This window comes from Candidatus Bathyarchaeia archaeon, from assembly GCA_041447175.1.
GTDB lineage: Archaea > Thermoproteota > Bathyarchaeia > Bathyarchaeales > Bathycorpusculaceae > JADGNF01.
Window position 1 is genome coordinate 2,555,314 of the sequence record CP166960.1, and the last position, 16,897, is coordinate 2,572,210.

At 51.2% G+C, this 16,897-nt stretch carries 11 protein-coding genes; 5 read left to right on the top strand and 6 right to left on the bottom strand.

What is annotated here, in order from left to right; genetic code table 11:
- Positions 1-101: 101 nt before the first annotated feature.
- The 3 genes from fhcD (at position 102) to ACBZ72_13210 (ending at position 3,679) form a co-directional block, all read left to right on the top strand.
- Entirely contained in the window at positions 102-1,073 is a 972-nt protein-coding gene (gene fhcD, locus ACBZ72_13200) for a formylmethanofuran--tetrahydromethanopterin N-formyltransferase (protein ID XES77112.1), read from the top strand.
- 81 nt (positions 1,074-1,154) lie between these two features.
- Positions 1,155-2,423, top strand: coding sequence for a peptide chain release factor aRF-1 (gene prf1, locus ACBZ72_13205; GenBank protein ID XES77113.1), 1,269 nt, complete (start codon positions 1,155-1,157; stop codon positions 2,421-2,423).
- 119 nt (positions 2,424-2,542) lie between these two features.
- Complete coding sequence (locus ACBZ72_13210; GenBank protein XES77114.1) at positions 2,543-3,679, top strand: YncE family protein; 1,137 nt, start codon at positions 2,543-2,545, stop codon at positions 3,677-3,679.
- A 186-nt stretch (positions 3,680-3,865) separates the two neighbouring features.
- On the opposite strand, the gene ACBZ72_13215 is transcribed toward ACBZ72_13210, so the two are convergent.
- The 3 genes from ACBZ72_13215 to ACBZ72_13225 all read right to left on the bottom strand — a co-directional run bounded on the left by ACBZ72_13215 (position 3,866) and on the right by ACBZ72_13225 (position 6,323).
- The gene (locus ACBZ72_13215) at positions 3,866-4,207 is read right to left on the bottom strand and encodes a DUF167 family protein (protein XES77115.1); all 342 of its coding nucleotides are present in this window, start codon (positions 4,205-4,207) and stop codon (positions 3,866-3,868) included.
- A complete protein-coding gene (locus ACBZ72_13220; protein XES77116.1) occupies positions 4,150-5,808 on the bottom strand; it encodes a DNA topoisomerase I in 1,659 nt (552 codons plus the stop codon). The genes ACBZ72_13215 and ACBZ72_13220 overlap by 58 nt, the downstream gene beginning before the upstream one ends.
- 110 nt (positions 5,809-5,918) lie before the next feature.
- Positions 5,919-6,323 (bottom strand): putative metallopeptidase, encoded by a 405-nt coding sequence (locus ACBZ72_13225; GenBank protein ID XES77117.1) that lies wholly within the window; start codon positions 6,321-6,323, stop codon positions 5,919-5,921.
- A 244-nt stretch (positions 6,324-6,567) separates the two neighbouring features.
- Between ACBZ72_13225 and ACBZ72_13230 the strand changes: the two genes are divergently transcribed.
- The gene (locus ACBZ72_13230; GenBank protein ID XES77118.1) at positions 6,568-8,775 is read left to right on the top strand and encodes a helical backbone metal receptor; all 2,208 of its coding nucleotides are present in this window, start codon (positions 6,568-6,570) and stop codon (positions 8,773-8,775) included.
- Positions 8,776-8,971: 196 nt separating this feature from the next.
- Positions 8,972-12,736, top strand: coding sequence for a cobaltochelatase subunit CobN (cobN, locus tag ACBZ72_13235; GenBank protein ID XES77119.1), 3,765 nt, complete (start codon positions 8,972-8,974; stop codon positions 12,734-12,736).
- Here cobN and ACBZ72_13240 read toward each other — a convergent pair.
- From ACBZ72_13240 to ACBZ72_13250, 3 genes are all read right to left on the bottom strand, one after another.
- Positions 12,733-15,336, bottom strand: coding sequence for a cation-translocating P-type ATPase (locus tag ACBZ72_13240; GenBank protein ID XES77120.1), 2,604 nt, complete (start codon positions 15,334-15,336; stop codon positions 12,733-12,735). The two genes, cobN and ACBZ72_13240, sit on opposite strands and share 4 nt — an antisense overlap.
- A gap of 134 nt (positions 15,337-15,470) precedes the next feature.
- On the bottom strand, positions 15,471-15,758 hold the full coding sequence (locus ACBZ72_13245; GenBank protein XES77121.1) for a hypothetical protein: 288 nt from the start codon (positions 15,756-15,758) through the stop codon (positions 15,471-15,473).
- A 138-nt stretch (positions 15,759-15,896) separates the two neighbouring features.
- Positions 15,897-16,862 carry a hypothetical protein gene (locus ACBZ72_13250; GenBank protein XES77122.1) on the bottom strand — a complete coding sequence of 322 codons (966 nt, stop codon included), beginning with the start codon at positions 16,860-16,862 and terminating at the stop codon, positions 15,897-15,899.
- Between the last annotated feature and the right edge of the window lie 35 nt (positions 16,863-16,897).

Here is a 16,897-nt window from a genome sequence, read left to right on the forward strand (position 1 = left end):
CCAGAAACGCGGAAAGCACCCAAGAATGCCCTTTAAGCTGCATGGTCTGTCACGAAAACTCTTAAATCATACCAGACACAACACAATTCAAGGTCTCACTCATGTCAAGCGACAATATCAAGCTGGAAATTCTCGGTTACGACGACAAAGAGAAAGTCTTCAATGTTAAATCGCCCGCAGGAAACACGGTGAAAATCCAAGACACTTTCGCCGAAATGTTTGGTCTTTGGGCGGGAAGAGTTCTCATAACCGCTCAAAACGAGAAATGGGCGCAAATCGCCGCAAGCCTGACCACAGGTTTTGCCACAAGCGTAATTGAGGCTACTGCGGAAGCCGCAATCGAACGAGCCGTTCCAGCAGACCAGACACCTGACAAGCGTCCAGGTGTGCTTATTCAAATTTATAACCGTGACCGATTCGAACTTAAAGAGCAACTTATGCAGCGTATCGGTCAATGTACCCTAACTTGCCCCACGACCGCAGCCTTCAACGGGCTTGTAGGCAAACGCACCCTCACTGTTGGTAGCAGTCTCCGATACTTTGGTGACGGCTTCCAAAAGAAAGCTATGGTCGGCGGTAGAAGATGCTGGAAAATCCCCGTTATGGAAGGCAACTTTATCGTCGAAGAAGGTTTTGGCGCCACCCAAGCAGTTGCAGGCGGTAACTTTATGATTTTTGCCCAAACCCAAGAGGCAGGACTCAAAGCCGCAGAAGCAGCCGCCGACGCCATCCGTGCAAATGCGCCTGACGTAATCATGCAGTTCCCCGGCGGAGTTTGTCGCGCAGGCAGCAAAGCAGGCAGCCTTAAATACAAACTGAAAGCTTCAACCAACCATCCCTACTGCCCCACGCTGCGAACGTTGGTTCCCGACACGGTGGTTCCTGAAGGTGTGCAGTGCGTCTACGAAATCGTCATGAACGGCTTAACCCTTGATGCAGTGAAGAACGGCATGAAGCAAGGCGTAACCGCCGCTGCGTGTCAGCCTGGTGTGGTAAAAATCAGTTCAGGCAACTACGGTGGAAAGCTGGGTCCCTTCAAGGCTTTCCTCAAAGACGCCATCGGCGCCACCTAACTTTCCCTTCTTTTCTCAACGGAACTTTTAGTTTAACCGCAAGTACTTTATGGACTTTAAACAGAAAAATTGTGAAAAAATTTGAGCACCGCAAAAAAATCCTCCCTTGAACTGTTTCGCCTACGCAAGACTCTGAGTGTGTTAGCCAACAAGGAAGGCAGCCACACCGAGCTCATTACCCTTTATCTGCCCCCGGGCAAACAAATCAGCGACGCCGTCAACATGCTGCGCGACGAATACGGAACCGCAAGCAACATCAAATCCAACGTTACCCGTAAAAACGTCCTAGACGCCATCATTAAAGTTCAACAAAAACTCAAACTCTTCAAAGACCCCGGCGAAAAAGGCATCGTGATTTTTGCAGGTGCACTCCCTCAAGAAGGCGGCGGACCAGGAACCGAACGTATGGAAACCTACGTTATTACCCCGCCTGAACCCATCAAGATTTTCCTTTACCGATGCGACAGCCGCTTCCACACTGAGCACCTGCAGGAGATGCTGCGGGAAAAAGAAACCTACGGCATCCTGCTGGTGGACGCAACCGACGCCACCATTGCGACGTTGCAGGGTAAAAGCCTCAACATCGTGATGCAGATGTACTCAGGGGTTACCGGCAAGACCCGCGCTGGAGGGCAGTCTTCGCGCCGTTACGAACGACTGCGGGACATGCAGCTTAACGAGTACTTCCATCGTGTCGCTGACCACGCAGACGAGGTTTTCTTGCCAATCGAAACTTTGAAGGGCATAATTTTGGCTGGTCCCGGACCCACCAAATACGACTTCCAAAAAGGCGAATACCTCAACTACCAACTCAAAAACAAAATCCTTGAAGTAGTCGACACCGCCTACGTGGAGGAGCAAGGCGTCAAAGAAGTGGTCGACAAAGCCCCTGAAATCATGCGCAAAGTCCGCTACATCGAAGAAAAAGAGCTCATGCAGAAATTCCTCTACGAAGTCGGCCACGACACAGGCCTGATAACCTACGGCGAAATGGAAGTCCGCCAAGCTCTGCAAGCAGGCGCAGTAAAAACGCTGTTGCTTTCCGAAAGCTTGGATCTTTCTCGGGTCACAATCAAATGTAGCGCCTGCGGCTACACCGAGCAGCAAACCGTCAAAAACGTGCAAATGGCAACTTTTGAGCAAGAGCTCTCGGAAAAGCCGTGTCCAAAATGTGAAGCGCCTTCTTTGGGCGTAGCCGAGAAGGTTGACATCGTGGATGACCTTGCCCAGCTTGCTGAGTACTCCAACACGGATGTGGAGGTTATTTCGGCTGAGACTGAGGAGGGGCAGATGCTGAAGAACGCGTTTGGTGGAATCGGCGCGGTGTTGCGGTTCAAACAGCAAAGCTAACCGCCCGCAGAGCAAGCATCAACATGTCGTACGCCTAATCCGAATTAGACCTGGCTGCTGCTTACCGGGCTTGGCAAAACCTTTTTACACATTTTTCAGTATTTTACTTGATGGCTGAGATGAAGAAACCGTTCCAGCTCTCACCTTTTCCGCTTATCCTACTCTTGGTGTTGTCCAGTTTTTTGCCGTCAGCCGTCGCAGCTACTTTTGAGGTGACTGGCACGCTTTTTTTGGAAAATCCCGGCGGCTACTATGGTTTGGCTTATGATTCTGCTGACGGCGAGGTATACATAACCAACGTGGATTTCGATTCAGTGGTTGTGATATCTGACAGCACCAACACAGCGGTTGCCGACATACCCGTCGGAAGCCAGCCGGTGGGAATAGCTTACGATTCTGCCACGGAGGAATTATTTGTGACCAACCACGCTTCTGACGCCGTCGCCGTGATATCTGCCCGGACTCATGTGGTGGTTGCAGAGATTCCTGTGGGGCGTCAGCCCTTTGGTGTAGTTTACGATTCAGGAATGGGCGAAGTCTACGTAGCCAACTACAATTCCAGTTCCGTCTCGGTGATTTCCGACGCCTCCAAAGCGGTGGTTGCCACAGTCCCTGTAGGAAGCCAACCCTGCGCCTTAGCCTACGATTCGGATAAGGGTGAAGTTTATGTGGGGCACGCTAACTGCAGTCAAGTCCTGGTGATTTCTGACCTTACCCACACCGTGGTTGCAAATATAACTGTGGAAGGTGAACCGTTGAGTTTGGTTTACGCTTGGGGCAGAGACATGGTTTTTGTGGCTAACTACAACGCCAGCTCCGTCTCAGTCATATCCAGTGCCACACACAGCGTTGTAGCAACCATCAACGTAGGCGTCAACCCTTTTGGTCTTGCGTATGACCCGAATGTTGGTCAAGTTTTTGTGGCGAACTATAATTCAAGCTCAATTTCCGTAATATCCGACGCAACCCACACCGTGACCCAAACTGTCCCCATCGAAAACCAGCCCCAAGGTATAACATACGCATCAGGTGCAAAAAAGGTCTTTGTGACCTATTCCGAAAGCAGGCGGGTTTCCGTGATTTCCGACCCCTCCGACACCCACGACTCGCCAAATCCGTCTGCTGTCCTGCCTTCGCCTTCTGTTCCAGAATTACCCCTCTGGGTAGCTATCACGTTTGCTGCCGTGGGAACAGCTGCATCAATAATGGTTGTCACAATAAGCATTAAACGGCGAAAACAGGCATCCGCAACTTAAGGCAGAATCAAAACGAACTCTCCTCTCCAAACAAACACTGTTAGGTTGTTTGGTTTGGTAGTTCAGCTATGCGGGGGACGACCTCTATCCCTCTACCTGTTTTTTGGTTTTGGCTACTACCCCAAATTTTTCGCCTTATCCAGTTTTAGGATAATCCTGTTTCTGGATAATCTGCAGAAAAAACAGCTAAGTGCTTTGTTCACGCAGGATGCGTTCCACGTCGTCACTTTTGGCATTCTTTATCAGGAGCTTTTTTTGCCTTGAAGTTGCCCCCGACGCCAACTCAACTTCTGCGTGGAACATTTTAGAAAACGCCTTCAGCAGCTTCTTGTTCACTTTGCCCCTCTCTGGCTCCTCGGTGCATCGAACCACAACTTCCTCTTCCTCACCCTCCACGGTGATGACGAACTTAGGGGAGTTGGGCTTCACAAACACCTCCATCAGTGTGCCCTCTTTGGTTTGGGTGAGTTTCATACTGTGACGCACTCGGAGTCCGCCGACGATTTCCTGCTGCTGTTTAGCGCCCAACTGAACTTTTTCTGCAGCGTCGTGGGGTAGAATTTGTTTATGTCAAATTTGACTTTTTTCGCCCACTTCGCATACGCCGTCGGGTCAATGTAGGATTTTAGTGAGGTGCCTAAGTTGTACTCTTTGGCTTCTCGGGTGAGTTTGAGGTCCAGTTCGGCTTTTTTGATGCGTTTCTCAAGGGATTCGGTTTTTTTGCCCTCCGTCTTCTTTGCCTCCAACTGCGTCCGCATCTCTTTGAGCCGTTCCTCCTTTTTCGATAGCCGGTCCTCAAACGTGGCGGGAACTTTACGTTTGTGGTTAGCAACTTCAGCGACTTTTAGGTTCGCTCTTTTAGCTGCATATTTTTTGAGGTATTCAGGGTCATCTTTGGTTACGCCGCTGTTTTCCAGTTCTTCCCTCACGGTTTTTGTGCATCGCCACGTACGGAAAACCTTCGCTGTCAGCTTGGGCATTTTTTCCGAGAGGAAACGGGACACTTTTTTGCTGTCGATTCCCTCGAAAAGGTATTCTTTGCTGTTGTTGCCGAAGTATTCGATGTTACGGATAACGGCAGGGGGCGCTTGTACTTCTTTGACCCACCGCACCGAGTCCTTGCCCAAAAAGTCAAAATGCAAGCTGTCGCCTTGGATAGTTATGTGCTCTTTTCGGAGCGTTATGGCGCCCACGGTGTCGGCTTCATCAGGGTCTTTTTCGTCACCTACCCTCATGTTCGGACGCAAAATCAGCCAGCAAACCGTGGCAACTTTGCGGCGGTTCTCATCTTTCGCGTCCAGATTGCGCATGATGTGGTCTTCAATTTTCTTAATCTGCTTACCCAAGGTTTCGGCTTTTAGGAATTTCTCTTTCTCACGGTTTTGCTTCAGAAACGCGGTGTCGCTAAACCACACGTACTTGATTTTGCCCGTCAGTTTGTCTTCCCACTTCGCCACATACATCTTCTGTGGCTCCCAAACCACGGCTTTCCAATTCCCCGGCGGCACGGGAACATCTTTGGGCAAATTCAGTATGATGTCTTCTTCACTTGGGCCATCCTTCCACCTGCCCCGCTGCGGATGGTCTCCACGTCCAGCAAACAGGCACGAAGGCTCGGCGGTCCAGTTGGCAATTTCCAGCTTCTGCCCATCCACTTCCGCCACGGCGTACTTGGCTTTGAGCTCTTCACGTTTGACTTTGCGTTCCGCCGCCAACTGCTTCTTCTCTTCTTTGGTCATTTCTTCTTTTTTCTGTTTTTCCGCAGCCACAAAGTCAGCTACCTGCGAGAAATCAATTTCTGCATGAATTGCGGCATCGGGGATGCCGATGTCGTCTGCCGTGTTTTCTATCTTCTGGAGGTATTCCTCACTGAAGGCGTCGAGGAAACCTACGGTTGGATTATTCTCCTTTTTTAGCTGTTCGAGAAATTCGCGCATGAAATTCTTCATGAAAACCTTGTCAGGCGGAGACGCGGCGGACTGCCGCTTTTTTATCCACGCGACCGCCATCTGCTCACTTTTTGGGGTCAGCTTGAGTGGTGTGCCTCGAATTTTGATGGTGAAGCCTTTGAAGTCGTATTGGGGGACATATATGCCGTTGTGTTGGAGGGTTTGCAGAACGTGCTTCATGTTTGCCACACTTCTCTATAGTTGCTTGTTAGAGCGGAAACTTTGCCGATTTTCCATTAAACCCTATGGAATCTGGCTTATTAACTTTCACTAAATCTCGGCGCCTTCGTTTATAAGGGCAACTTGGACTTTTTCGCCGCCCGCGCCTTCTTCAACTTAGCATAAACTTCGTCCACCATCTTTCGTTCTACGTAGCCTTTGTGGGGTCGGAAGCCGCCGCCGAAGCCGCCGGGGATGTGCATGAGTTCGTGGACTAAGGTTTTTTCTTGGTCTTCGGGGGGCATTTTGTCATAGATTTCGGAGACGACTTCGATGGTGTAGGCGGGGGGCATGTTTAGGACGCCTTGCCAGAGTTTGCCTAAGCCGTGGATGCGGGCGATGGTGCGTTTGGCTTTGCTGCCTCTGCTGCGGACGCAGTAGACGAATTGGGGGACGACGTGGAAGAATTCGCATTCGGCGGCTAGTTGGTCGACTTGTTTTTTGATTTCGGGGGCGTCGTAGTATTTGATTGGCATGTTGTGTCCTTCTTCTGGTTAGGCATGTATAGTGTGTTTGGGTTTAAACTTTTTTCGTTGTGTTTGTTTTTTGTGGTGGTTGTTCAACCTTGAGTTAAGTTTGGGTTAAGATAGGTTTATATTATTTTGTTGGTTGGATAATCCAACCATAAAGGAGATTGCGAACCGTGCATCCAAAAACCCAATTCTCTCCCCAATCACCAAACCCCCAATCCACTCAAAGACTTTGGGAGGCACCTAACTTTTGAAAACAGACGTCAAAGTACTCGCATTAATTTTAGCCATAATAATTGTTGCCCTCTCCGCATACGGCGCTTACAAATGGCTTAGCATTTCCCCCTCAGAAGAGACCTCTCCCCCATCACCCTCCCCGACACCAACCACCACACCTTCAACCCCTCCTCCAACCTCCGCACCAGCCTCCCCCAGTCCCACCTTGCAACCCACCTCTTCCCCAACCGCTTCACCCATGCAAACATCAAACCCCTCTGCTTCACCAACCCAAACCCCTACCCAAACACCAGCCTCCACAAACACCCCCACCCCGACCTCTTCCCCAACTGCGTCTCCCACTGCTGAACCAGAAAACCGTACCCTAACGGTTGTGGATGGAACAGGCGCCGAAGTGACAGTTAATCTTCCTGTAACACGCATTGTTAGCCTTAATCCCGGCTTAACTGAGCTTCTTTACGCGTTGGACTGCGGAGACCAAATTGTGGGCCGCGACGAAAGCTCCTTTTTCCCTGAAGATGTCCTCTCTGCACCTATAGTGGCTTCCAGTTCCTACAACCCCAACTTGGAACTGGTGCTGGAGCAGAAACCCGACTTACTCATAGCCGACACCATGCTCTCTTACGCCAAAGATTCCCTAACTGCACTTCAAAATGCAGGTATACCCGTCATGATTGAATTAACCAACAACCTCACCCAAATAAGGCAATGCGTCACCAGCTTTGGCGAAATTTTCGACAAACAAGCAAAAGCCGCAGAAATAGTTGACTACATAACCTCCTACGAAAACCTCGTAAACGAACGTGTCGCAACTTTGTCCGACTCCGAAAAGCCCCTTGTGTATATCGAGTGGGACACTGTGTGGCGCAGTTTCGGCTCAGGCAGCGGCGCGGACCTTAACATCATCAGTGCAGGCGGCGTAAACATCGCTGCAGGCGTTTCAGGGTCTTCGCCCACTTTAAGTCCAGAGTATGTTGTGGAGCAGAATCCTGAGGTTGCGGTTCTGATGATAAATAAGGAAGCAAAAGGCAACTTGACTGCCTTTAAGGCTACTCGCGATGAATTCATGAGCCGAAGCGTACTGCAGGATGTTTCTGCCATCCAGAACAACCGCGTCTACACCTATGACTCGGTGGTTTTCCAGGGGTTGCGGTATCCTGTGGGTTTGCTGTACTGGGCGAAATGGTTCCATCCGGACTTGTTTGCCGACATTGACCCCTCTGCCGTGAATCAGGAGTTGCTTGAAAAGTACTTCAGTGTAACCACCGAAGGAGTTTACGCCTACCCTGACATAGTTACGGTAGTTGATGGTTTAGGGAACAACGTAACCGTCACTTTGCCCGTTAACCGAATCGTCAGCATCAACTATGGCATCACCGAGATGCTTTGCGGCTTAGGCGCACAAGACTTGCTTGTTGGACGGGATGAGTTGTCCATCTCGCCCCCATCGGTTCAGGACATACCCATCGTGGCAGGCACCTCTTATTCGCCAAACATGGAGCTGCTGCTGGGAGCCAAACCCGATTTGGTGGTTGCTGACACCATGTTAAGGTCCAAAACGCAGGAAATCGCCGCCATGAAAGCTTCCGGCATCGCCGTTTACATCGAAAGCACAGGAAACTTCACCCGCATTAAAGAATGCATAACCAACATGGGTAAAGTGTTAGATGAAGAGCAGACCGCTGAATCGTTACGTGACTTTCTCACTGGATACCAGAATCTTGCCGCTGAACGTGTAGCCAACCTGACGGACAGCCAAAAACCCGCCGTCTACTTGGAGTGGACGGACGACTGGCAGACCGCCATCACTTCCTCAATTGCGGGAACACTGGTTGCGGCTGGCGGAATCAACATCGCAGAGCAGGCAGGGCTATCCTCCAGCATGGGCTACATAAGCCCTGAGTTTGTGGTGGAACAAAACCCCGACATCATCATTCGAGTGGTAGCAGGCACAAATGAGGGTCTTGAGCCGCTTCAAGCCCAACGAAACGCAATGCTTAACCGCGCCGTGCTAGGTGACACAACCGCAGTCCAAGAAGGCAGAGTCTACACCTACTACAACATAATCACGCAGGGCATACGCTACCCAATAGGTTTACTGTACTACGAGACGTGGCTTCACCCCGACCTGTTTGCCGACATTGACCCCGCCGCAGTGCAAGCTGAAATGTACCAGAAATTCTTCGGAATAACCGTAGACAACGTGTTCGCATACCCCTAAACGACCGCCGCAACTCTCTGGAAGCAACACATATGCAACGAGCAAAAAGCGATCTTCCCTCGCTTTCCTTCCTTTTTTTATTAACTCTTCCACCCGAAGCGTTTTGTTCCACGCCTAACTGGGCTTCTCCACTGTTTGTGCCCGTGGGCTACCCTGTTTCTTCACACCGCTTTGAACAATCCCTGAGGCAAGAATAATGAAACCACTTAAAATCGCCTTCACCTCTACAACCCAAGTAGATACCCTGCCGTTTCTCTCCGCACTCAAATCGGTCAACGCCCGCTTCGGCGAAGTTGTTACCGCTCGGTTCTGGTTTGACACTGACTTTGATAAGAGAAATCCTGACAACACTGGCTTTGACGGGTTTCTGCATTTCGCCAAAACCTCCCACGTAACCATAGTGCACCTAATGGGAGAACCCCAAAAATTCAATGAACTCGTGGTTTCGCTAAAAACCGCGGGGGTTCCCCTTTTTGTTGCGGGGTCTTTTTTTGAGCAGAACCCCAACTACCGCAGCCTCTCAACAGTGGAGCCTGAGGATTTTGAGAAGATTTTTGTTTACCTTAACCACGGAGGCAAAACTAACTTTGAAAATTTGCTACTGTTTTTGGCGAACCGTTTTGTGGGCGCCAACTTTGAAGTCCATGCACCTGTGCCTGCGAAGTGGGAAGGCATCTACCACCCCGACTTCGACTACGTTCCCAGTTTAGAGGAGTACCTGGAAAAGAAAGTTGACCCTTCCAGGCCAACTGTGGGCGTCTGGTTTCACCACGGCTACTGGCAAGGCAGCAACACCGCCTTCATTGACTGTTTAGTGCGGGAAATTGAACGGCAAGGCGCTAACGCTCTGCCAGTGTTTGTGAGCGGAAAAAAAGACCCCACCATAGACATCCATGGCTTTGACTGGATGCTTGAACACTGCTTCACAAAAGACGGCAAACCGCGAGTTGACGTAGTTATCAGCACTTTGGCGTTTTCATGGTTTGCATCCGCGCCTACTGGACTAGAAAATTTGGCTGCCCTGAAAAAAATCGGAGTCCCCGTAATCAAAGCCCTTTTGACGTTTAACACGTTTGAAGAGTGGCACAACTCCCCACACGGATTAGGCGTGGTGGATATACCTTTACATGTGGCTCTGCCCGAGTTCGACGGCTTCTTAATCTCCGTGCCCATCGCCACAACCGACTTTGCAGTTGACCCTGAAACAGGAACCCAAGTAACCACGTACAACCCCATTGCTGAACGGGTCACAAAACTGGTTCGTTCAAGCTTAAAATGGGGCAACCTGCGCCGAATTCCAAACAGCCAAAAACGGGTGGCAGTGATTTTTCACAGTTACCCACCCCGAAACGACACCGTCGGCAAAGCTTTTGGGCTGGACAGTTCCGCTTCAGTCATGAACATCCTGCAAGGGCTCAAAGCGCAAGGCTACACCGTGGATTCTCTGCCTCAAACCAGCAAGGACTTGATGGATACCGTCTTAAACGGGTTAACAAATGACCGCCGATGGCTAAGCACCCAAGAACTTGCCAGCCGCGCGTTAGCCAAAACCCCCAACAAACAATACGCCCAATGGTTTAACGAGTTGCCCAGCGAGGTGTCTGCCAAAGTTGCAAAAGACTGGGGCGTGCCGCCGGGCAAGTTGTTTAGCTACAATGGGCGTCTGCTTGTGGGCGGGGTGGTTTATGGTAATGTGTTTGTTGGGTTGCAGCCTCCGCGTGGGTTTTTGGAGAACCCTGCCGCCATCTATCACAGTCCCGACCTGTCCGTGCCTCACCATTACTACGCGTATTATCGTTGGATACGGGACGTTTTCAAGGCGGATGTTATTTTGCATATTGGCAAGCATGGCACGTTGGAGTGGTTGCCGGGCAAGTCGGTGGGGCTTTCGGCGTCTTGTTTTCCTGACATAATGATTTCGGATTTGCCCAACATCTACCCCTACATCATTAACAACCCCGGCGAAGGCACGCAGGCCAAGCGGCGAGGCTACTGTTGCATCATCGACCATCTGGTTCCCGTCATGACCAACGCTGACGCTTACGAGGATTTAGCCAGCATCGAAGTTCAATTGCAAGAGTACTACCATGCTAAAACCTCTGACCCCAAAAAACTTAAAGTTCTGCAGAAGCTAATCTGGGAAACGGTTGTCCAAGCGAACCTTGACCGCGACCTCGAAGTTACCGAGGAAGGCGCGTTGTCGGATTTTGACGCGTTTCTGGAACGCCTACACGGCTACCTAAGCGAGCTTTCAGACACGCAGATTCGAGACGGGCTTCACATTTTCGGCGAGCCCCCACAAAATTCGCGTCTGGATGAATTTCTGGTCACCTTAACGCGGCTAAACAATGGCAGTGTGCCTTCTTTGCGGCAGTCTCTGGCAGAATGGAAGGGCTACAATTTTGAGGAGTTGTTGGCGAATCGGGGCAAACTGCGTTCGGACGGCAAAACCAACGGGGATGTAATTAACGAGTTGAACGGTGTTGCGTTGGAGTTGATGCAGCGATTCCATGAGCAAAGCTTCAACGCCGTTTATATCGAGGAGTTGATGCAGACCGTGTTGGGCACAAGTAACTCCAACGTTAGGCGATGCTTAACTTACGTTTCAAGTTTTCTGGTTCCAGCCCTGCAGGCAACCACCGACGAGTTAACCAACACCTTCGCTGCTTGTGGGGGCAACTACGTTTCGGCGGGTCCTTCAGGTCCCCCCACGCGGGGCATGGCGGACATTTTGCCTACTGGGCGCAACTTTTACTCAGTGGACCCGCGGTCGGTGCCCTCCGCTGCAGCATGGCGAGTGGGGGTCGCGTTGGGCGACTCGTTGCTGGAACGCTACCTTGAGCAGGAAGGCAAATACCCCCAGAGCATCGGGATTGTGGTTTGGGCAACGGACTGCATGCGCACAAAAGGGGACGATGTGGCGGAGATTTTGTATTTGATGGGTGTGAAGCCCGTGTGGGAACAATCCACCGGACGCGTCGCGGGCGTGGAAGCGATTCCGCTTGACGAGCTTAAGCATCCCCGCATTGATGTGACGCTTCGGATTAGTGGGCTTTTCCGTGACACCTTCCCAAACCTTGTTCACCTCATCGACGACGCCGTCGCCTTGGTAGCAAGTCTTAAGGAGCGTTCTGAAGACAACTATTTAGCCGCGCATGTAGAAGCCGAAGTTGCCAGCCGCGTTGCTGCAGGAGGAGACGCCCAGAGCGCCCAGGAAGAAGCCTGCTACAGGGTTTTTGGTGACCAACCCGGAAGCTACGGGGCAGGCGTAAGCCAAGCCATAGACTCCAAAAACTGGAAAGACCAATCCGACTTAGGCGCCCTCTACGTCACTTGGGGCGGGTACGCTTACAGCCGCAAAACCTACGGACGCGCAGTGCCCGAACAGTTCAAATTGCGGCTTAGCCAAATCAACCTAACCGTGAAAAACGGCGATTCCCGTGAATGCGACATACTTTGCTGTGATGACTGGTACGATTTTCACGGCGGCATGATTGTCGCAGTCAAAACCCTAAGCGGCAAGGCACCCGCGTCATTCTGCGGCGACAGCTCCGACCCTGACCGCGTCAAAGTCCGAAGCACCCAAGAAGAAACCTGCCACGTTTTCCGCAGCCGCCTCCTCAACCCTAAATACATTCAGGGGCTGCAGCGTCACGGCTACCATGGCGCCGCGGAGCTGTCACGGGCAATTGACTACATTTTTGGCTGGGACGCCACAGTTGAAGCGGTTGAGGACTGGATGTATGAGGATTTAGCGGAGAAGTACGTGTTGGACCCCAAGATGCAGCAGTGGCTCAAAGAGGTCAATCCGCACGCGTTGCAGAACATGACTGAGCGGCTGCTGGAAGCCATAGCGCGGGGGATGTGGCAGGCAACCGACGAACTGAAAAAGACCCTGCAAAAACTCTACCTGACTGTTGAGGGCATCTTGGAGGGCGCCGAAAAAAAGCCCTCGGCTTAGCTGTAGCTGGTTTTTCTTTCCAGCAGTTTCTTGGCTTCCATCCAGAACGTTGCCACAAACGCCACCACAACCACAACCGCCCAGTTTTCCCAGCTTAAGCTGGTGATTTTCAGGGCGTCATGTATAAACGACAGGCTGGTTCCCGCAACCAACGTGACGGCAACCACAAGCCCCCACAGCAGCATAAGCTTGTTAGAAAGCAACCCCAGCTTCACAAGTGGTTCGTGGTCAGAGCGTAAGTTCAGGGCAAGGAATATGTGGCCAATCATCCATGCGGCAAACGCCATCGTCTGCGCCAGCAACAGGTCGCCCGTTGTGTACCACGTGTAGAGGTAACTGGTGGAGACCGCCGCGAACAGGCTCAGGGCACCCAAAGCCATCGAGGTCATCATGGGGTTGTTAAGGAACTTCTCTTTGGGGTCTAGCGGGGGTTTTTGCATGGCGCCTGCTTCTTGAGGCTCTGCCACAAATGTTGCCGACGCTGCCAAATCCATGAATAACTCCAATACGATAATCTGGATGGGCGCAAACGGCAAAGGCACCCCCAACGTGAGGGGTAGCAGGAAGCTGGCGACGAGGGCGATTTTGCAGGCGAGGTAGTAGCGGACGCCTTTTTTGAGGTTAGCAAAGATTTTTCGTCCCTCCTTAACTGACGTTGTTATCGTCGCAAAGTTGTCATCCGCTAAAACCATGTCGGCAGCTTCCTTGGCGACGTCGGTTCCGCGGATACCCATCGCTATGCCAATATGCGCTTCCTTTAGGGCAGGGGCATCGTTGACGCCATCGCCAGTGACTGCGACGATTTCGCCGTTTTGCCGCAGCATTCGCACCAGCCGCAGCTTATCCTCAGGCGTGGTGCGCGCGAAAACAAACGTTCCCCGAAGCTCGCCGCGTAGTTCGTCGTCGGTTAGTTTGGCGAGGTCGTTTCCGGTTAGAACGCGGGCGTTGTGTATGCCGACTTGCATGGCTATGGCTCGGGCGGTGTCAGGGTGGTCGCCTGTAATCATGACTACTCTTATGCCTGCCTGCTGGCACTGCAAAATCGCCTCACGCACTTCCTTACGTGGCGGGTCTACAAAGCCCACGACGCCCACAAACACGAGGTTCTCCTCTAATCCCTGCATTTCTTGCCGCTGGGTGGGAGTTATTCGGTGGTAGCTAAACGCCAGCAGCCGTTGGCCCTGCTTTGCCATATCGGAAACCGCCGCGGCGACCCTGCTGCGTAGCTCGTCAGTCAAGGGGGTTTCTTGTCCTCGGAGGAGCAGTTTGGCGGAGTTGGCGAGGATGTTTTCGGGTGCACCGCTGGAGAGCACGATGAAGGCGTTGCCGACTTGGTAAATGTAGGAGGCGAGTTTGCGGTTGTTGTCAAAGCTGACTTCGTCTTTGAGAACCCATATTTTCTGCAGCGCCGACACATCCGCGCCGAATTGTTTGTTTGCCTCCAGAATTGCCCTAGACATCGGATTAGCTATCAGGGCGTTGTCTGAGAGGTCTGGGGCGGCGTCGGCGGCTAGCAGGGCGGTTTTGAGGGCTTCTTTCTGGTTTAACCCAAACTCCTGTCTGCGGCTTATTTGTCCGTCGTAGTAGAGGGCTTCAAGACGCATGTGGTTTTCGGTTAGGGTGCCGGTTTTGTCGGTGGCGATGACGGTGGTGCTGCCCAGTGTTTCTGCGGCGCGTAGCCGTTTGACGATGGCGTTTTTCTTGCTTAGCGAGTAGGCTCCAACGCCCAGAACCATGGTGATTATGATGGGTAACTCTTCGGGTATGGTGGCAAAGGACAGGGAAAGCCCGTAGAGGATGGCGTCGGGTGCGGATAAGCCCTGCAGAAAAGCCACGATGGGGATGACTATGCTAAAGAAGAGGGCAATCCAAATGAGTGTTTTGGCAAGCTGCTTCATGGCTAACTGCAGGGGGGTTTTGGGTTCTTTGGCGGCTTGAGTTATCCCTGCAACCCTACCCAACTCGGTGGAGGCGCCTGTGGCTGTGACCTCAGCTTTGGCGTGTCCCTTGGTGATGATGGTTCCCGCGAAAACCATGTTCGGCTTAAACCGTGTCTCCTCCAGCGCATGGGCGTTGGGGTCTTTGGCGACAGGGAACGACTCACCCGTTAAAGTGGACTCATCCACCTCCAACCCAACTGACTCAAGCAGGACTGCGTCTGCAGGGACACGTTCGCCCTGACGAAGAAGCAGAATGTCGCCTGGAACCACCTGCTCGGCAGGCACCTGCACCGCCTTTCCGTCTCGCAGAACCGTGGTTGTGGGCGCGGCGAGCTTGCGCAGGGCAGTTATGGATTTTTTGGCGCGAAACTCATTCCAAACCTCCACCAAAACCAAAACCACCACAACGGAAACTATGGTGAGGGCGTCGGTGAGGTTGCCTTGGTTGATGAAGCCGTAGAGCACGCCGATGGCGATAAGCAGCAGAATCATGGGTTCGGTGATTTCTTCGCGCAGAATCGCCCAGAAACGGGTTTCATGCTCCTCCACCAGCCTGTTCGCGCCGTATTTGGCTTGGCGCGCTTTGGCTTCGCTGCTGGACAGACCCTTCTCTGGGTTTGAAGAGGCGGAAGCTTGAGGCTGGTCTGGGTTTAGACTCATTTCTGTGTGCACCTAAAGTGTTAGTTACTTCATTAGGGTACGGATGGCTTTAGAGTTTTGCTCTACTTGCTGTTGGTCAAACTGCCTATATAGGTGCACATGAGGCGGCGATTTTTGGCAAAAGCATGGAAACTTTAGGCTCGTAGGGTTCTCAAAATTTTGGCGGGACAGCTTATTCTGTAACTCAAACTGTTATGCACCGCAACAGTTGGGCCTATGGCGATTTTTAGGGTGCCGCCCAAATCGTCAACTATCGCTGGGTCGAGGGGGGTTTGGGTTTTGAGGGTGAAGAAGCTGCGGCTAAACTCCGAAACTTCAAACTTCCAGCCGCGGGCATCAAAGTATGAAGCCAGTTCGGCAAGGGAAAGCTTCCAGTTCTTGCCAGAAATAAAGCAGTAAACATTCTCTTGTGGGGAGGACATAGTTTTCAAGGTTAAAAGTTGAGTCGAAGCATTTGACTGTAACGGTTCAAGATTAATCAAGACAAGGCGGCTACTGCCGTAACCAACGTTACCTTGTGCTAGGCTGTCCTCATGACTTGTGAGTTCAGGGTCGTTAAATTATGAAAATATGTTCCCAAAAATAACGCCTTGACTACTCGAAGGTCCGTGTGGTATGTAAGCCCAAAATGCAAACTGCGAACCAGACGGATCAGATAGCCAGTAATAAACAGTGTCTGTGTTTGTTGGAATGCCCCAAAGACGTATCCATTCTTGGAAATCACTAAACGAAGAGAAAATAGCAAAGTTACCTTGATTGGTGTAAGCTATGCCAGAATCAATAGTTTCAACTGTTAGTTGGGTCCTGATAAGCTTAAACGGCCAAGGCGTGGTATTTCTTTGTAGACTATCCATGTCAGAAGAGAATTCTTTGGAGCTGGAGAATGGCGGGATGGGCGATGAATTGCCGTAGTGTAAGTGATAGGAACTAAAGGGGTATTCAGTGTCAGGATTCGTACCCACGACACTTGCCCATTCGCCAAAAGTCTGTAAAGTGGAAAACTCAAAGGTTAACATAAAACTAACATTCGCGTTACTTTCATTCGCACTTATGGTTCCATTTTCTAAAGGAACAGCTTCCCCTGTGAACCCGCAATAGTACTTTGCTGCTGCATCGGGATGATCAATGTCTATCAGAGTTATTATGTCCATGTAAAATGAGTTGTAGTTCAGAGTCAATGGGGAAGCTGAAATGTTTGTGGCATTTATTGATATTTCAATTCTTGTATCATTACCGATATTTTCTCTGCTTTCTTCATAATAAGTCATTGAAACCGCACCATCCTGTATTGAGGGAGTTGGTTGTGGAGTAGTCGAAGGTGGAGTAGATAGTGAGGGTTGGGTTGTTGTGGGTATTGGTGGAGTTTGTGTCGGGCTATGATTTTGGGTTGTTTGTCCAGTTGGTTGAGGCGAAGGAGAAATCTGTGGACTAAAAGGTGGCTCACCAACAAGGTAATACCCAAAGATACCTCCAATAACAATTAAGAGGACAGCAAAAACTGCTGCTATGAACGCTTTCTTACTCATAGCCCATCATTTAACCATTGGTCCAACTTGCCTAA